Below are 17,466 nucleotides of genomic sequence, written 5' to 3' on the forward strand. Positions count from 1 at the left end.
CACTGTTAATGAACTTCACTACCCTAAAAAAACAAACCCGTTTTCCCGTTAGCGGGTGCAAACATAGAACCTTTTTTCCGCTTAACAATGCTCTTTTTACAATTATTTTTATTAAAAATGATAAACTTTTTTGAATCAAATAGTTACCCTGTACTAAAACTATAAACCACCTCACCACATCTGTAAAACTACTTTCCATTCTTCTGCTTACGACGCTTTTTTCGAGCCTGTTTCTTCCGCTGTTTGGCAAACATCGATTTGTACTCCTCTACGTTGACTTCTCCTTTTCGATTGTACAAAATAGCAAGATGATCAAATTGTAATTTAGATTTTTGATACTCTAAAGTTTCGTCCATAAAGGCGCGCTGTAAAACATCCTCTGTTAAATAATCTTCATTTACATTTGCTGGATCATATTCTGATTTTAAAGAAAGCTTAAATACGTTAGCAGACGAGTTATACCAAAAAGCTTTCCAACCACTTCGCAACTCTTTGATATTTTGAAAAGCAGTTTTTCCTGTTTGTCTGTGTATCAATTTTAGCAATAACCTCCCCTCAGTTCTCGTTAACTTTTTTAATTGTCCTGTAAGTTCTTCTTCTAGGTACTTTTGTACTTTTTTAACGTATTTTCTCTTTTTGGATTTAGAACTAATTTTATCAAGACGCACATTCAGGCTATCGAGTCTTTTAGAGGCTAACAAGGCATACGGGTATGCTTTAAAAACTTTCTTTTTAAACCAAAAGTAATAGCGTGCATCAACTCTAGAAGCAAACTTGTGCTTTGGCAATAAGACCACCTCGTTCAGCGCAATCATAAGTGAATCATTGTCCTTCACTAAAAAGTATTCATCTTCTAAAGTAGGCATGGTATCTTTTATTTGAGATAAACCAATAACGCTGTATAAAAGACATAAAAAAAATGCGATATTTTTCATGTAAAGCAAACCAGTGTTTTAACTTTTAAAATTGTAAAGTTAAATTTTTTAGTTGCATCCCTATTCATTTTTTATGTTTTTTATTAGTTACCTTTGTGTATAATGGAACAAGCAAGAGCATACGAATCGCTAAAGTATTTAGAAAAGGAAACTTCCAAAACAAACGACGCATTAGTCGTAGAAGCGCCCTTACAAATAAATATAAACGATACCTCGTACACGGTTGTAATGCGGACACCGGGAGATGATGCAGATCTTGTAAGAGGATTGTTGTATGCTGAAGATATTTATCGTGGAAAACCAGCATTAGTCACTGCTATCTTTACTACTAAAAGTAATTACCATTCGATACTAAATGTTAGCATTCCAAAAGAAGACATAGGGAAAGGATACCTAAACAAGAGAACATTGCTCTCTGTTTCTTCATGTGGTATTTGTGGTAAAAAGGAATTACAAGATATAGAAGCGTCTGGAACGCCAATTATCAGTAGTATGCAAATTAGTATACAAGCTATCGAAAAAATGTCTGCAAAAATGTTCGGTAAACAAAATCTATTTAAAGTGTCAGGAGGAAGCCATGCCTGTGCAATTTTTGACCGTCAAGAAAATTTACTAACCTGTAAGGAAGACATTGGAAGACACAATGCAGTAGATAAATGTATTGGGGAATTACTAAACAAGAACCAACTCAACTCTGCAAAACTAATGCTAGTTAGCGGACGGGTTTCTTATGAAATCGTTTCCAAAGCCTTTTTTGCAAAAATACCAATAATAATCGCTGTTTCAGCTTGTTCCTCATTAGCTGTAGATTTCGCAAAAGAATTTGGCATTTGTTTGATAGGGTTTCACAGAAATAATCGTTTAACGATATATGCTAACCCACAATATATTACTTTATGAGTTCGAAAAAGACCACGGCACAGCCACCTGAAAAATTAACGGGCATTAAAACCGAGGCAATCCCAAATAGCGCGGTAGGATCTAAAGCAGTGCGATCTGCTTTAGACCACGTATTCTCGGAGGCCGGAGTTGTGAAAGGAATTAAACTTTTGAAAAACCTAAACCAAACCAATGGTTTTGATTGCCCTGGCTGTGCATGGCCCGATCCTGATGAAAAAAGAGCCTTTCTGGCGGAGTACTGTGAAAATGGTGCAAAAGCAGTTGCGGAAGAAGCTACCAAAAATAAAGTTAGCCCTATGTTTTTCGCAACACATTCTGTTGCAGAAATGGCAACCTGGTCGGATTATGAAATTGGTAAAAGCGGTAGAATAACCCATCCGATGATTTTAAAAGAAAATGGAACCCATTACGAGGAAATTGGCTGGGAAGCTGCATTTACATACATAGGAGAGCAACTAAACGAACTCAAAACACCAAACGAAGCAATATTTTATACTTCGGGAAGAACAAGCAATGAAGCTGCATATTTGTACCAGCTTTTTGTGCGTCAGTTTGGTACCAATAACCTACCAGATTGCTCAAACATGTGTCACGAAAGTAGTGGAGCTGGCTTGTCAGAAACCGTCGGTATTGGTAAAGGATCGGTTACCTTAGACGATTTTAACCATGCAGATTTGGTAATTGTTATAGGACAAAACCCCGGTACCAATCACCCAAGAATGCTAACAGCACTGGGAGAAACCAAAAAAAATGGCGGTAAAATAATTTCTGTAAATCCGCTGCCGGAAGTAGGTTTAATGAACTACATACATCCACAAAATCCATTGAAATGGCTTGGCAAAGGACAAGACTTAACCGATTTATTTCTTCAAATAAAAATTAATGGAGATGTAGCTTTGTTAAAAATCATCATGAAATTAATGAAGGAAGAAGAAGAAAAACATCCTAATACGGTGTTTGATACTGCCTTTATTGCAGAAAAGACTCATGGAATTGAAGATTTTTTAGAGGATTTGGATACCTTCTCCATAGAAGAATTACTCCCCCAGACAGGCCTACCCTTAGAGGAAATTAAAAAAGCAGTCCAGCTTATCAATACAAGTAAAAAAATCATCATTTGTTGGGCCATGGGACTTACCCAACATAAAAATGGTGTAGACAACGTTCGCGAGGTTGTAAACTTATTATTACTAAAAGGTAGTATAGGAAAACCAGGGGCGGGAACTTGCCCTGTTCGAGGACATTCTAATGTACAAGGGGATCGCACAATGGGAATATGGGAAAAGCCCAAAGCGTCCTTTTTAACAGCCTTGGAAAAAGAATTTAACTTTTCTGCTCCGAAAGAACATGGATTTGATGTGGTAGAGGCGATTACAGCCATGAATGAGAAAAAAGCGAAAATATTTTTCGGCATGGGAGGTAATTTTATTTCAGCAACGCCCGATACAGAATATACCGCAGAGGCACTTCGTAATTGTGACCTTACGGTACATGTGTCTACTAAACTAAACAGAAGTCATTTAATACATGGAAAAACCGCGCTTATTCTACCTTGTTTAGGAAGATCCGAAACCGATCTGCAACAGAGCGGATCGCAGTTTGTGACGGTGGAAAATTCGATGGGTGTAGTGCATATGTCACGAGGAAATTTAGCTCCAGCCTCGGAATTTTTACGAAGTGAGCCAGCGATAGTTGCAGGATTAGCCACTGCGACGCTAGTTAATTCAAAAGTGAAATGGAACGAATTAATTAGCAACTACGATTTAATTCGCGATAAAATTGAAGCAACGATTCCGGGATTTACAAACTACAATGAAAGAGTTCGAAACAAAGGTGGGTTTTATTTACCCAACAACGCTCGAAACAATGACTACTCACCAACCGCCACAGGAAAAGCTAATTTTACCAAAAACAGCCCCTCAGACATTAGCTTGCGAACAAACGAATTTATGATGATGACGATACGAACCCACGACCAATACAATACAACTATTTATGGCTTAGACGATAGATATCGTGGCGTATTAAATGAAAGAAGGGTTATTTTTATGAACCCTGAAGACATGAAAAATTTAAATCTGAAAAAGTTAGATCCTGTAGATATTACTAGTCATTTTGAAGGAGAGGAGCGCATAGCCTATAATTTTTTAGCAATTCCTTACAATATTCCAAAACAATGCACTGCCACCTACTTTCCGGAGGCCAATGTACTAGTTCCCATAAAAAGTAAAGCCAGAATAAGCAATACTCCCGCATCAAAAGGGGTAATTATTTCTGTAAAAAAACGATAATTAAAAAAGATTTGTATTTTAGTAGCCATAAACCAACTTAAAACCAACATACATGCCATTTATTGAAGAAGCAAAATACCAATCGATGCAAGAAGACCTGGAAAATGCATTGAATAAAAGTAACAAAGCGGAAAGGGAATTTAATGCGCTAAATGAAGAAATGAAACACCAAAAAGAAAAAGCAAGAACTACTACTGTTCTATTGCTTATATTTTTAGTTTTGGCCTGTGTAATTGCATATCTTTTGTATAATGGTACTCTAAACGGCAAAGGAAACAATGACAATGCAAATCTCAATGTTACCGCTATAAGAGCGAAAGAGGAAAGAAGAGTGGTAGATAGCTTAAAGAAAATGAACAAAAGTTTTCGTTCTTCCAGTGCTTTAAATGGAGCCACAATAGGAAAGGCCACAGGGAAATTAAATAGTGGCAATAAAGGCAAGGTAGTGTACTCTGTGCAGATTGGTAGTTTTTCTAAAAATAAGTACCCAATGCTTTCTAAGAGAATGATTCCTGGTATTTATGCAGAGAGCGATGGTTATTTTAAGTACTCTATTGGCTTATTTGCATCCTTAAATGAGGCTAAAGCACTACAAAAAGAATTGCGAACACTTGGTTTTGACGATGCTTTTGTCGCTTCATACAGAGATGGTAAACGTCTTAAAATACACGAATAGATTAGGTACTAGCAATATTTTCAATTAACGATACCGTTTATGATACAAAATATCATAAAAAGAACACTCTTCGTAATTTTTACATGGAGTGTTCCTTTTTTATACAGCCAACAAGAAATACCCTCAAAACATTACACCAAAGGCTTTGGCCAAATAGACTTTCTTTCTATTAGTATGCCTGACGAAGAACCAAACATGGATTTCACTGGTTTACATTACAATGTAAAGTTTAATTCGTGGGGCTACGCTGGCGTTGGTTTTTATGGTGCCATTGGAGGCATCCGTGGAGGCTTTTTTACTCTTGGTGTAAATGCTGGGGCACAATGGAATATTACCGAAAAATTATTTATAGACACCGGTTTTCACTTTGGCGGAGGCGGTGGCGCCAGTGCCCCTGACGGCGGCGGTGCTTTTATTCTGCCGCATGCCAATTTAGGCTATGACTTCACCTACTTTTCGGCTACTGCAGGATATAGTTATGTTAACTTTTTCGATGATGGCCTGATAAAAAGTCATCAATTTAATGTAGCAGTGCAGATACCTTTGTTGTTTTACAGTGCAAAATTTCAAGAGCGAGAACGTGAGTTTTCCTTAGACCTTTTAGAATCTTCAGAATGGAAGCAACCAAGTTCTCGGATGTCTTTGCTGGTTCACCTAAACAACCTAAAAGTAACAAGAGGAAATTATAAAGACCGAACTATACGTTTAGCAGGTTTTGAATTTAACTCTTACCTAACAGATTCGTTTTTCTTTTTTGTAAAAGCAGACGGTGCCTATATGGGAATTAAAGCAGGATACATGGATATTCTTCTCGGTGGAGGGTATCATTTATCCATGAATAAAAATAGAACGAATATACTAGCTAAGTTTGGAGCCGGTGCTGGCGGCGGCGGCGGCGCAGATACCAAAGGCGGTTTTTTACTATACCCTGATGTATCTTTAGAGCAAAAATTATTTGAAAATGTGTATGCTAGTGTAAATACCGGATTTCTAATGAGCCCAGACAGCCATTTCAGGGCTTCCACTTATGGTATAGGATTAAAGTATTACGTAGATAAAGATGGTACGTCTTCAGAAAAATATAGGTTTACGAACGGAAAATTTAAAGGATTGCAAGCCATACTAAAGCAAGAGCTTTACATGGATGCGCAACGCGACGGTGGATTTACGCAAAACATGCAACAAATCTCTTTACAAATCAATTTCTTTTTCAATAAATACCTTTATGGTGCTGGAGAAGCCTCATTTGCCAATTTTGGAAATGCTGGAGCCTATGCAGAGGGAATTGTTGGGCTTGGTATCGAATCGCCATACTTCTTAAACAACCGCGTAGCAGTATTTGGTCAGGTACTTGGTGGAGCAGCTGGTGGAGGTGGAATAAGCACTGGTGAAGGACTTATCGTAAAACCGAGCACTGGTCTTATGGTAAAATTAGCCGACAATTTAAATGTAAGGGGTGGTTTAGGATATGTTAAAGCAAAAGGTGGTAGTTTAAGTACGCATTTTGTAAATTTTGGTGTTCAGTACCAATTTTCTTTCTTAAGCATGAAAAAATAAATCGCAATTTCGCAAGATATAGGGCATAGCTTAAAGGCTTATGCCTTTTTTTTCTCGATACAGAGGTGTTTTTAGTATCCTTTTTTGAGGAAAATACATAGGTATACAACCACATCATCGTAAAAGTAGGAACCACATCTAAGCCTGGTAATGCCTCTTCAATAAAGGAAAATACTGCTGCAATTTTACCTTTGTTTCCTTGGTACATTTGTGTCATAAGGTAGGCAGAAAGAGGTGCCCAAGCTACATCTGTAAACTCTCCTATTCCTGGAATAATAAAAGAAAGATATCCTAGCGCATCAAGACCTAAACCAATGACTAGTTTTCCATATTTTGAGGCATTCTTCATGGTTTATTAAAAATTTAAATAGTTTACAAAAATCAACAAGTGAAAAATTGTTATTTGCTTACGAATATAATATGTTTGTTTGATATAAAGAACTACGATGCATTTTTCTGATTTTGTAACCCAAATAAAAAAATTTCAGACTAAACCTTTAGGAGGTTTAGCCTCACAATTTAAATTGGCCCCTGCCCTACGCAAGCAATATTCAGAGGCTGTGATTCAAAGTAAAACACCACGAAAAGCAGCAGTATTAGCATTGTTTTACCCGGACGTAAATCACAATACTAAATTTTTACTTACTGAAAGAGCGAGTTACCATGGAACGCATTCGGCACAAATTAGTTTTCCTGGCGGCAAGGTAGATGTAAAAGATAAAAATATTGAACAAACAGCACTGCGCGAAACTGACGAGGAAGTAGGAATTTCTCCAAAAAACATAACTTTAATACGACAATTGAGCGACACCTATATCCCACCAAGTAACTTTTTAGTTGCTCCCTTTTTAGGATACTCTACTACCCCTTTGCAATTTGTACCAAATAAGGAGGTTGCCTCGATTATTGAAGTTTCTTTAGAAGATCTGCTAAATGACGCAAACCTAACGGAAGTACCTATGCATACTTCGTATATGAAAAACATAGAGGTACCGTGCTTTAAACTAAACGATTACACCGTTTGGGGAGCAACAGCCATGATGCTTTCTGAAATTAAAGATTTGATTAAATAAGGCAAAGTACTTTTTCTTTTGTAATTTTGCCTTTGCTTATAAAACTAAAAACCATATGCCCTTATTTAAAAGAAATCCTTTCGGACACATTCTATGGATAAAGAAATGGCTTATACGCATCTTAGGAGTTATATCTCATGGTCGATACCACCGCTTCAACGATTTGCAAATTGAGGGTTCAGAAATACTCCGAAACTTACCAGACAATAATGTATTGTTTATTTCAAACCACCAAACTTACTTTGCCGATGTGGCAGCGATGTTTCACGTTTTAACGCGGCATTAAAAGGACGTGATGATAACTTAAAAAACATTGGATATATCTGGAACCCTAAATTAAACGTGTATTATGTTGCTGCTGGAGAAACCATGCGTTCCGGAATCTTACCGAAGATTTTTGCCTACACAGGGTCTGTCTCTATTGATAGAACCTGGAGAAGCAATGGAAAAGAAGTAAACAGGCAAGTAAAATTATCGGATATTTCTAATATTGGAACTGCCTTGGAAGACGGTTGGGTAGTGACTTTTCCGCAGGGAACAACTACCGCATTCAAGCCTATTCGAAGAGGTACAGCGCACATTATTAAATCCTTTAAACCTACCGTAGTTCCTATTGTAATTGATGGATTTAGACGTTCTTTTGACAAAAAAGGGTTACAGATTAAAAAACGAAATGTTTTACAATCTATGATTATTAAAGAGCCCTTAGAGGTTGATTACGACAACGAAAGTATCGATGAAATTGTGGAGAAAATTGAATATGCCATCGAGCAGCATCCTTCGTTCTTAAAAGTACTTACTCCGGAACAACTAAAAGAACAAGAAGAACTAGACAAAAAACGAAATTTTTGGAGTTAGTAGCCTTACTCCGTAATTATAAACTATGTAATACCTTGTAAAAGAGATATGGCAACAATATTAAATAAAAAATCATTAGAGTTTTTAGAAAAGTACCTCAATAATGCAGCGCCTACGGGCTATGAGTGGGAGGGACAAAAAATATGGATGGACTATCTAAAACCATATGTAGATACTTTTATCACCGATACCTACGGAAGTGCTGTGGGCGTTATTAACCCCGATGCCAAATACAAAGTAGTTATTGAAGGACATGCCGATGAAATTTCATGGTACGTAAACTACATTTCCGATAACGGCTTAATTTACGTTATACGAAATGGCGGAAGCGACCACCAAATCGCACCGAGTAAAGTAGTGAACATTCATACCAAAAATGGCATTGTAAAAGGTGTATTTGGATGGCCGGCGATTCACACCCGTAACCGAGCAAAAGAAGAAGCACCCAAGCCTGATAATATTTTTATCGACTGTGGTTGTAGTACCAAAGAAGAAGTAGAAAAACTCGGCGTACACGTAGGTTGTGTAATTACCTATCCGGATGAATTTCACATCTTAAACGAAAACAAATTTGTTTGTAGAGCCCTAGACAACCGCATGGGTGGTTTTATGATTGCAGAGGTAGCACGATTACTCTCCGAAAACAAGAAAAAACTTCCGTTCGGATTGTACATTACCAATTCTGTACAAGAGGAAATTGGCTTGCGTGGTGCGGAAATGATCACGGAGACTATACAACCAAATGTAGCAATTGTTACCGACGTAACACACGATACAACCACTCCAATGATCGACAAGAAAAAAGAGGGGCATTTAGAAATGGGTAAAGGACCTGTAGTAGCCTATGCGCCTGCAGTGCAACAAAAATTACGCGATCTAATCATTGAAGCAGCAGAGAGTAATGCGATTCCTTTCCAGCGCTCGGCACTTTCAAGAGCAACAGGAACCGACACCGATGCTTTTGCATACAGTAACGGTGGTGTAGCCTCTGCCCTTATTTCCTTGCCTTTACGTTATATGCACACTACCGTAGAAATGGTGCATCGAGAGGATGTGGAAAACGTAATTAAAATGATTTACGAAAGTTTATTAAAAATAGAAGACGGCGAAGATTTCTCGTATTTTAAATAATACTTAAAAACAGCAGTATTGCAAGAATCTCTTTTGAGAGGTGGTATATTTTACCTGCAATACTGTTGTTTTTTTTTTACAATAACACTTCAAGTAACACATGCAGCTTTACTGCATCTATTACACCGTGCTACATCCCAAAAAGTTGTTACTTTTACGATGACGGCAAAATTTAAAAGTACACTTTATGGAAGAATGGATCGATATTCTTGATGCACAAGGAAACTATACCGGGAAATCGTGTTTAAAAACGGAAGCACATGCCAAAGGATACTTCCATCCTACGGTACATATATGGCTCTACACTAAAAATAAGCACATCCTTTTTCAAAAAAGAGCACTCACCAAATTGGTATTCCCTGGGATGTGGGATATTTCTGTCGCTGGCCATGTAGCCGCTGGAGAAGTAATACTAGACGCTGCTATGCGAGAAACCAAGGAAGAAATTGGCCTTAGGCTTACCAAAACAAACCTAACTAAAATTGGCGTTCGGAAACATATGGTAGCACATCCAAATGGCATCCAAGACAACGAATTTCACCACGTATTCATTGCTGAACTTAACGTTCCGGTTACGCAACTTAAACGCCAAGAAACCGAGGTAGCTGCGCTGCAATTGTTTCCGCTAGATACGCTTACCAAAACGGCTGCACTAGAAAATGTCTTACTTCCACGTTTTCACGACTATTATTGCAAGGTATACGATGCAATACTAGAACAGCTCTCTTAAAAAATAATTTCTATCTTCTTTTTATTACTATGTATAATGCACGTACTGTAAACTGAAACGCTGTTTAGTAGAAAGATAAATATAACCAAACCAACCCTACAGGGTCATATTTAATAATTCGATGCATCTAATAATTATTTTATAATTGATCAAGAAATAAAAAAACAACAAAAACTAACTTACAATCGTTCGAAAAGTTAGGTTTATTCGTGGTTGTTGTACTTTTTTGGTAGGTGGTAAGCGGTGCAGCCAGTGTTGTTGTATGGTGTCTTTCATGAGCAATAACGAACCGTGCTGCAACACTAAGGAAACCACCTCTTTGGTCTCGCGGTGTTTAAACGCAAATTTGCGTTCGGCCCCAAAACTAAGGGATGCTATTGCGCCATTTGGTTGTAATTCTTTTTCATTGTCGGTATGCCATGACATCCCTTCTGTACCGTTGTGGTATAAATTAAGTAAACAGGAATTATACGTTGCCTTTGTGGTGGCTTCTACTTCCTTTTTTAATGCTACTAATGTTTCGGTAAACGGCAGGGCTGTTTTGGTTTGGTTTGCATAGGTATACGACAGTGCACTGCTGGCATACCAGGCTACTTTTCTTTTGGTAACGATGTGTTTCCCGAACATGCGTACTTCGTCGTGTTTCCATGCAATGGTATTTTTAAGGGTTTCAAAATACGTGTCGGATGTATCGCGTCCAAATATAGTACCATAGTACAAAGCCGTTCCATCTTTAGGCAAAAGATTGGAAGGGTTTTCGGAAAATTGGGTGAATAAATCCATTGGTGATACTTTAAACAAAGATAGGTATTTGACATGCAAATGCAATATATCTCGTCTACGCTCGATGTAACCAATTGTACTCGATAGGAGATTTGTGATTGTTTACAACTTTCGAGTATCTGTTTTGTATTTGTTTGTTTGTTGTGTTGGGGTTTTCTATTTTTGTTTTGTTAAACGATTGTAATAATGGAGCATTTTATAGTATCAGCGCGTAAGTATCGTCCTCAGAATTTCGAGGATGTGGTAGGGCAACAAGCCATTACCAATACTTTAGAAAACGCCATTAAAAACAATCACCTTGCTCAGGCATTATTATTTACCGGACCGCGTGGTGTTGGAAAAACTTCTTGTGCCAGAATTTTAGCCAAGCGCATTAACCAAGAAGACAGTACCAACCACGATGATGACTTTGCGTTTAATATTTTTGAATTGGATGCGGCCTCAAATAATTCGGTAGACGACATTCGTAATCTAACCGATCAGGTTCGGATACCACCACAAACTGGAAAATTTAAGGTCTATATTATTGACGAGGTGCACATGCTTTCGCAGGCTGCCTTTAACGCGTTTTTAAAAACCTTAGAAGAGCCACCAGCGCATGCTATTTTTATTTTAGCTACCACCGAAAAACATAAAATCATACCAACAATTTTATCGCGTTGTCAAATTTTCGACTTCAAACGCATCGGGGTGAAAGATGCAAAAGAATACTTAAAAATAATATGTGCTAAAGAAAATATCACTGCAGAAGACGATGCTTTGCATATAATTGCGCAAAAAGCGGATGGTGCTATGCGGGATGCGCTTTCTATTTTTGACCGAGTAGTGAGTTTTTCCGGTACTACGCTAACCCGAGAAGCGGTAACGCAAAACTTAAATGTTTTGGATTATGACGTGTATTTTAACATGACAACGCTTTTACTTGAAAATAAAATTCCGGAAGTACTAATGGCTTTTAACGAGGTGCTTTCGAAAGGATTCGAAGGACACCATTTTATTAGTGGTTTGGCCAGTCATTTTAGAGATTTACTAGTAGCCAAAGATAGTGCTACTATTGCACTATTGGAAGTTGGCGACGCAACTAAGAAGAAATACTTGGCACAAGCAATAAAAGCCCCTGTAACGTTTTTATTGGATGCCATTGCCAAGGCTAACGAATGTGATCTAAATTATCGAGCCAGTAAAAACCAACGTTTATTGGTAGAACTTACCTTAATGCAAATTGCCTCTATCACTTTTGATGGAGCAAAAAAAAAATCCGGTAACTACATAATTCCTGCCACATTTTTCACGGCATTATCGCCGAAAAGCACAACTCCAAAGACTTCTAAAGAACGTGTAAAAGAAGCACTATCGAAAGAAAGTAATGTACCAAAGGTAAGCGAAAAGACTCCGGAGAAACTAAAACCGTCAGCAGCTCCTGTTCTTAAAAATGTACCCCGAAGAGCCTCGGCACTTTCCCTAAAAAGCATTCATAAGAAAAAAGAGTTTAAAGGCACGAACGAGGAAGAAAACTACGACAACCACCCGAGAACACCATTTACAGAAGAGGTGCTAAAAGAGACGTGGAAAAAGTATTATTTCACCCTACAAGAGCTAGGAGAGCGAAGTATGGCTGCTATTATTGCCTCCGATACGCCACAATTACAAGAATCGTATACGGTAGCATTTACCCTACCCAACGATTTAATGAAAGCGCAATTGGAAAAAGGAAAACCAAAATTACTGCGTTTTCTTCGTGAAAAACTAAATAATTACGGCATTAGTATCGTGATACACGTAAATGAAACTGTAGAAAAGAAATTCGCTTACACACCACAAGAGAAATACGAAAAACTTAAAGAGAAAAACCCGCTTATCGAAACACTAAAGAAGACCTTTGGGTTAGATGTATAGGTTCGTAGTAGCTTCTTAGAAACGCATTTTACTTGGTTATCACAGAAGTACAAATAGTCCAAATTTCGTGCAATTTAATACCACAATGAAATGATCGGCTTAAAGATGTCTTCTGGCAGCGACACTTTGCAAAACCTAAAAAATTAACTAGAAAAATCTACTTTTTTACCTAAATAAATAATAGAAGTATCTTTTCCATTTAAATTTACCGTATCTATTTCTGGCAGTACTGCAAAAGTATTGGCTCTTTTCACAAATAAAGGAATCGATTTAATTTCTTGGTCTATTTTTTCTAATTTGCTGGTAAAATCTTCTTGGGAATTTATCTTGACCTCATTTATGTATGGATAATCTCTTGCACTCTCGTTCAAATTGATATAATCGTCTTTTGGCGTAAACAACATATCGTCATTTTCACTATTAGAGGCTTTTATTTCTTTTAAGGTCGCAAGGCGATAACTTCCTTTCTCACCATAAATCTCCGAAAACTGATTTACCGCATACTTGTTTACCTCATCACTTCCTGTCATGGCAATGAGATAGCCAACATCGTTTAATTCGGTATCGTCATCGATAGTATTGTTATAAATATCGATATCAAAAGCTTCAATTCCTAAGTTCCTTGCTTGTTCAATATAACTTTTGTTCTGATCTAATAACACTACCCTTCTTCCATTATCGGTTAAGTATTTCCCAATAACTCTTGCTGCATCGGATGCTCCTATAATAACGATTGCTTCAGAACTCTTTAAAAATACACCTACGACTTTTGCAACCATACGGGCAGTAGTGGCATTTAATAGTACGGTACCTAGTACAATCATAAACACCAATGGGGTAATGTATTCTGCTCCTGCAACTCCTTGCTTCATTAATTTTGTTCCGAAAAGAGAAGCAATACCTGCTGCTACAATACCTCTTGGCCCTACCCAACTAATAAATAATTTTTCATTTAATTGTAAAGACGATTTATAAGTACTTAAAAAGACCGCCAATGGACGTATGAGTAATATAACTATGGCAAAAAGTGCAACTGCCTTCCAATTGTATATTAATAATAATTCATCCATATTCATATTGGCAGCTAATAGAATAAAAAGAATCGAAATTAATAATACAGACAAGGACTCTTTAAAATACAATAATTCGTCGATATTTTTCAGCTTACTATTTGCCATTACCATACCCATTACAACCACGGAAAGTAAACCAGATTCGTGCGCAAATAAATCGGATAGTACAAATACAAAGAGCACAAAAGATAAGGATACCACATTGAGTAAATAATGCGGTACTAATTTTTTATTAACGATGAGAATTAAAGCATGGGCAAAAGTAAATCCGAAGGTTAAACCAAAGAGTAAAATCTTTGCAAATTCTACTAATGCGGTTTTGGTAAAACCACTTCCACCGCCTACAGAAATAAATTCGAAGACCAAAACTGCTACTAGTGCACCAATAGGGTCGATAAGAATTCCCTCCCATTTTAGAACCGCAGCAACGTCTTTCTTTAAGGGTATATTACGGAGTATTGGTGAAATGACAGTTGGCCCTGTAACGATGATTAAAGCTGCGAATAATAAAGACAATTCCCAACCTAAACCGAGCAGATAGTGCGCTGCTACTCCGGAAGCAATGAAGGTTACTAAAGAACCTAGAGTGATTAATTTTGTGATTACCGGACCTACGTTAGCGATCTCGCTTCTTTTAAGGGTAAGTCCTCCTTCAAAAAGTATGATACTAATGGCTAGAGAAACAAAATAAAACAACCCATTACCAGGAAAAAGTCCTTTTTCTCCATTCCATATAGGCTCAATCCACTTGCTTCCATCTTCACTAAAAAATTCAGCTGCTATAGGTCCTACCATTAAGCCAATTAAGATTAATGGCAAGATTGCCGGTATTTTAAATTTCCATGCGAACCACTGCGCTAAAATCCCAAGAATAATAATGCCTGCTAATTCAATCATAAGTCCCTTTTATTTCCTTTAATTTTTTACAATTCGGATATTTTTTCTTTTCAAATGCTAAATTTAACTAATTTGATCAACAAAATAATACTTGAATTACATTTTCTATAAATTAAAATTTATAGTTACTATTTGCTTTTGTTTGGTTACTAATTGACGAGAACTAAGCATTGAAAAACGTCAGAAAAACAACCATAAAACATATTGAAAAATTACCATTATATTATTGAAGACAAACTGGTATTCTAAGAATTTTAGCCAAACCACTATACTATTGCAAGGTAATCCAACAGGTTTTTGTGTTTCCAAAAGTATCCAAAACTGTTATTTTGTATTCCCCTGGAGCTTCTTGAAACGATTTTTCGTGAAATTGAGAAGTAATCCCTCTGTACTCGTTATTTACATACCAATACACTTCTGCCTCTTTGTAAGCATGGGCAACTTTAAGGATTATAGCATTGCTGTTTCCTTGAATCCCTTTGGTAACCGATAATGTAGATCTGTAGGAAGTAGGATACACAAAATCCATGGTTTTATTTTCTAAACTTACACAATCTTCTCTAAAGGCAGGTAAAGGAGTATAAGCCGCATTTCGTTGTTGGTAGTAATAGCCAATTACTGGCGGAAGTACAAACCAAGGCTTGGTTTTGATTTCTGAACTAACAGTACAGTTCGAATGCACGCGATACTGTTCGTTACTGTCTAAGGATACCAATTGATGATACGGGCACGAACTCGCTCGTTCTCCGTTGTTTGGAACTTTTACAGAAATAGCCTCACAAATGGGTAAAGCTAGATAACCACTTTCTTTACATACTTGTACCTCTAATAAATCTTCGTGTGGTGGAACAAACCACTGGCTTTTCGGCAATACATCAAAAACGTCAAATAATAGCGGCCCTGCGCTCCCCACTCCTGTTAACTCTGGTCTACCCTCTCCATCGGAATTCCCTATCCATACACCTACCACATATTTTGGAGTAACTCCTATCGCCCAAGCATCTTTGTTGCCGAAACTAGTTCCTGTTTTCCAGGCTATTTTTTGGGACGAATCATAGTATTTCCAAGCTTGCTCTAGCACTGGTCTATTCACTTCAGTAAGTGTTTGTAAAGTGAGGTATACAGCACCTGCATTTAAAAGTGGAGCATTTGGTACTATTGGTCCAAAATTGGGGAGTTCTGCATCTAAAAAAGAAGGAGTAACAAACTCGTTTGTATAGTACCTATGTTGTAACTCTTCAAAATGGTTTATCGTACCCGCATATCCGGCATAGGTTTTGCACAAATCCCATAAACTTGCTTCCGCACCCCCTAAAACAAGAGATAAACCATAATGAGAAGCAGGCTTATTGAGGTGCTCTATTTGATACCCAGTTAAGTTAGCTCTAAATTTTTCTAATCCATACGATTGTAGCATTCGAACCGCAGGAATATTTAAAGACCTCGTAAGCGCTTCATTTGCAGGTACAGCTCCGTCGTAGGTTAGCGCAAAGTTTTTAGGACTATACCCTGCAATTTGCGTTGGAATGTCTGGTATTAATTGGGATGGTAGTATGGCTCCAGATTGCAGCATGTGTGCAAATAGAAAGGGTTTTAACGTACTTCCTGTACTTCTTGCGGCAATGATATTATTCACATCTTTTTGATGCGTTTTTGTGGTAGGAGAATTTCCAACATAACTAATAACTTTTCTAGTTGCTACGTCGAGCACTAGAACGGCCATGTTATGCACCTCATTTTGTTGTTGCATATTGTGGTGCCGAGCTACTAATTCATTAATTTGTTTTTGGTAGTCTTGCACGATACTACTTCTAATGCGTTTTCCGCGATACTGCTGTGCTACCTCTTGAACAAAATGATTGGCAATAGTGGGTAAAGGATAGGGTTTTTGAGGAAGTTCTTCCTCTAGAGCGAGTGCATAGCTTGTCGTATCTATAATGCCTTGTTTCCATAGTTTACGTAATAAACCATCTCGCTTACTTAGTAATTTATCTTTATTTTTCCCAGGATATATTAAAGAGGGCGCATTCGGTAAAACGGCTAAAGTTGCCGATTCTGCCCAAGACAATTGCGATGGCGCTAAGCCAAAATAGCGCCAAGCGGCCATTTCTAAACCTACTACATTTCCTCCAAAAGGAGCATGCGAAGCATATAACTTTAGTATCTCTTCTTTTGAGAAGGCAAGCTCTAATCGCGTTGCAAGCCATAATTCTTTACATTTTTCCAGATAGGTTCGTTTTTGATTTTTTCGAGATAATCGGATGACCTGTTGGGTAATCGTGCTACCACCCCTAACAATTCGTTTTGCCTTGCTATTTTCTCTTATGGCCTTTACCATAGATACCGGATTAAAACCTGGGTGTTTATAAAAATAAGCGTCTTCGAACTGCAGTATACATTGCTTAAATTTTTCTGGAACCGTATCTAATTCTGGAAATCGCCATTGCCCATCTTCTGCGATGGTAGCTCCTAGAAGTTCCCCGTTAGAGGCCTTAATTACGGTGGCAGTAGGATCATTGAAAAGTGATTTGGGCAAACTGTAATAATAGCAAATACTAATAAGAAAAGTTCCTATTAGCAGCCATTGGTATTGCTTTAATACTTGTATATCTCTCTTAATTGGCATCGTGTTGCATAAAAATAACTATTAAATTTTACTGCTGCTT

Annotated in this window: 13 protein-coding genes and 1 pseudogene; 9 read left to right on the forward strand and 5 right to left on the reverse strand. The window is 37.5% G+C overall.

Going from position 1 to position 17,466, the window contains the following annotated elements; genetic code table 11:
- Window positions 1-188: 188 nt before the first annotated feature.
- Entirely contained in the window at window positions 189-935 is a 747-nt protein-coding gene (locus tag BSU00_RS04375) for a DUF4294 domain-containing protein (RefSeq protein WP_105003276.1), read from the reverse strand.
- Window positions 936-1,037: 102 nt separating this feature from the next.
- Here BSU00_RS04375 and fdhD point away from each other — a divergent pair, with 102 nt between their 5' ends.
- The 4 genes from fdhD to BSU00_RS04395 are packed head-to-tail and all read left to right on the forward strand — an operon-like array spanning window position 1,038 to window position 6,359.
- Complete coding sequence (gene fdhD / locus BSU00_RS04380) at window positions 1,038-1,835, forward strand: formate dehydrogenase accessory sulfurtransferase FdhD (RefSeq protein WP_105003277.1); 798 nt, start codon at window positions 1,038-1,040, stop codon at window positions 1,833-1,835.
- Window positions 1,832-4,126 carry an FdhF/YdeP family oxidoreductase gene (locus tag BSU00_RS04385; protein ID WP_105003278.1) on the forward strand — a complete coding sequence of 765 codons (2,295 nt, stop codon included), beginning with the start codon at window positions 1,832-1,834 and terminating at the stop codon, window positions 4,124-4,126. The genes fdhD and BSU00_RS04385 overlap by 4 nt, the downstream gene beginning before the upstream one ends.
- 52 nt (window positions 4,127-4,178) lie before the next feature.
- Complete coding sequence (locus BSU00_RS04390; RefSeq protein ID WP_105003279.1) at window positions 4,179-4,802, forward strand: SPOR domain-containing protein; 624 nt, start codon at window positions 4,179-4,181, stop codon at window positions 4,800-4,802.
- Window positions 4,803-4,841: 39 nt separating this feature from the next.
- Window positions 4,842-6,359, forward strand: coding sequence for a hypothetical protein (locus BSU00_RS04395; RefSeq protein WP_233188585.1), 1,518 nt, complete (start codon window positions 4,842-4,844; stop codon window positions 6,357-6,359).
- On the opposite strand, the gene BSU00_RS13905 is transcribed toward BSU00_RS04395, so the two are convergent.
- A complete protein-coding gene (locus BSU00_RS13905; protein ID WP_369820256.1) occupies window positions 6,274-6,708 on the reverse strand; it encodes a hypothetical protein in 435 nt (144 codons plus the stop codon). The two genes, BSU00_RS04395 and BSU00_RS13905, sit on opposite strands and share 86 nt — an antisense overlap.
- A 97-nt stretch (window positions 6,709-6,805) precedes the next feature.
- On the opposite strand from BSU00_RS13905, the gene BSU00_RS04405 reads away from it, so the two are divergent.
- The 4 genes and pseudogenes from BSU00_RS04405 to BSU00_RS04420 all read left to right on the forward strand — a co-directional run bounded on the left by BSU00_RS04405 (window position 6,806) and on the right by BSU00_RS04420 (window position 10,151).
- The gene (locus BSU00_RS04405) at window positions 6,806-7,432 is read left to right on the forward strand and encodes a CoA pyrophosphatase (RefSeq protein ID WP_105003280.1); all 627 of its coding nucleotides are present in this window, start codon (window positions 6,806-6,808) and stop codon (window positions 7,430-7,432) included.
- Between the two features lie 55 nt (window positions 7,433-7,487).
- A pseudogene (locus tag BSU00_RS04410) lies at window positions 7,488-8,290 on the forward strand (lysophospholipid acyltransferase family protein).
- 48 nt (window positions 8,291-8,338) lie between these two features.
- A complete protein-coding gene (locus tag BSU00_RS04415) occupies window positions 8,339-9,421 on the forward strand; it encodes a M42 family metallopeptidase (protein ID WP_105003281.1) in 1,083 nt (360 codons plus the stop codon).
- Window positions 9,422-9,608: 187 nt separating this feature from the next.
- Window positions 9,609-10,151 carry an NUDIX domain-containing protein gene (locus BSU00_RS04420; RefSeq protein WP_105003282.1) on the forward strand — a complete coding sequence of 181 codons (543 nt, stop codon included), beginning with the start codon at window positions 9,609-9,611 and terminating at the stop codon, window positions 10,149-10,151.
- 174 nt (window positions 10,152-10,325) lie between these two features.
- Here BSU00_RS04420 and BSU00_RS04425 read toward each other — a convergent pair whose 3' ends face one another.
- Complete coding sequence (locus tag BSU00_RS04425) at window positions 10,326-10,934, reverse strand: alpha-ketoglutarate-dependent dioxygenase AlkB (RefSeq protein WP_105003283.1); 609 nt, start codon at window positions 10,932-10,934, stop codon at window positions 10,326-10,328.
- A gap of 186 nt (window positions 10,935-11,120) precedes the next feature.
- Here BSU00_RS04425 and dnaX point away from each other — a divergent pair, with 186 nt between their 5' ends.
- Window positions 11,121-12,830 carry a DNA polymerase III subunit gamma/tau gene (dnaX, locus tag BSU00_RS04430; RefSeq protein WP_105003284.1) on the forward strand — a complete coding sequence of 570 codons (1,710 nt, stop codon included), beginning with the start codon at window positions 11,121-11,123 and terminating at the stop codon, window positions 12,828-12,830.
- 143 nt (window positions 12,831-12,973) lie between these two features.
- Here the strand turns inward: dnaX and BSU00_RS04435 are convergent, their stop codons facing one another.
- Complete coding sequence (locus BSU00_RS04435; RefSeq protein WP_105003285.1) at window positions 12,974-14,800, reverse strand: sodium:proton antiporter; 1,827 nt, start codon at window positions 14,798-14,800, stop codon at window positions 12,974-12,976.
- Window positions 14,801-15,071: 271 nt separating this feature from the next.
- A complete protein-coding gene (gene pbpC, locus BSU00_RS04440) occupies window positions 15,072-17,426 on the reverse strand; it encodes a penicillin-binding protein 1C (RefSeq protein ID WP_105003286.1) in 2,355 nt (784 codons plus the stop codon).
- Window positions 17,427-17,466: the final 40 nt, after the last annotated feature.

It is taken from the genome of Tenacibaculum sp. SG-28 (assembly GCF_002954385.1).
Classification (GTDB): domain Bacteria; phylum Bacteroidota; class Bacteroidia; order Flavobacteriales; family Flavobacteriaceae; genus Polaribacter.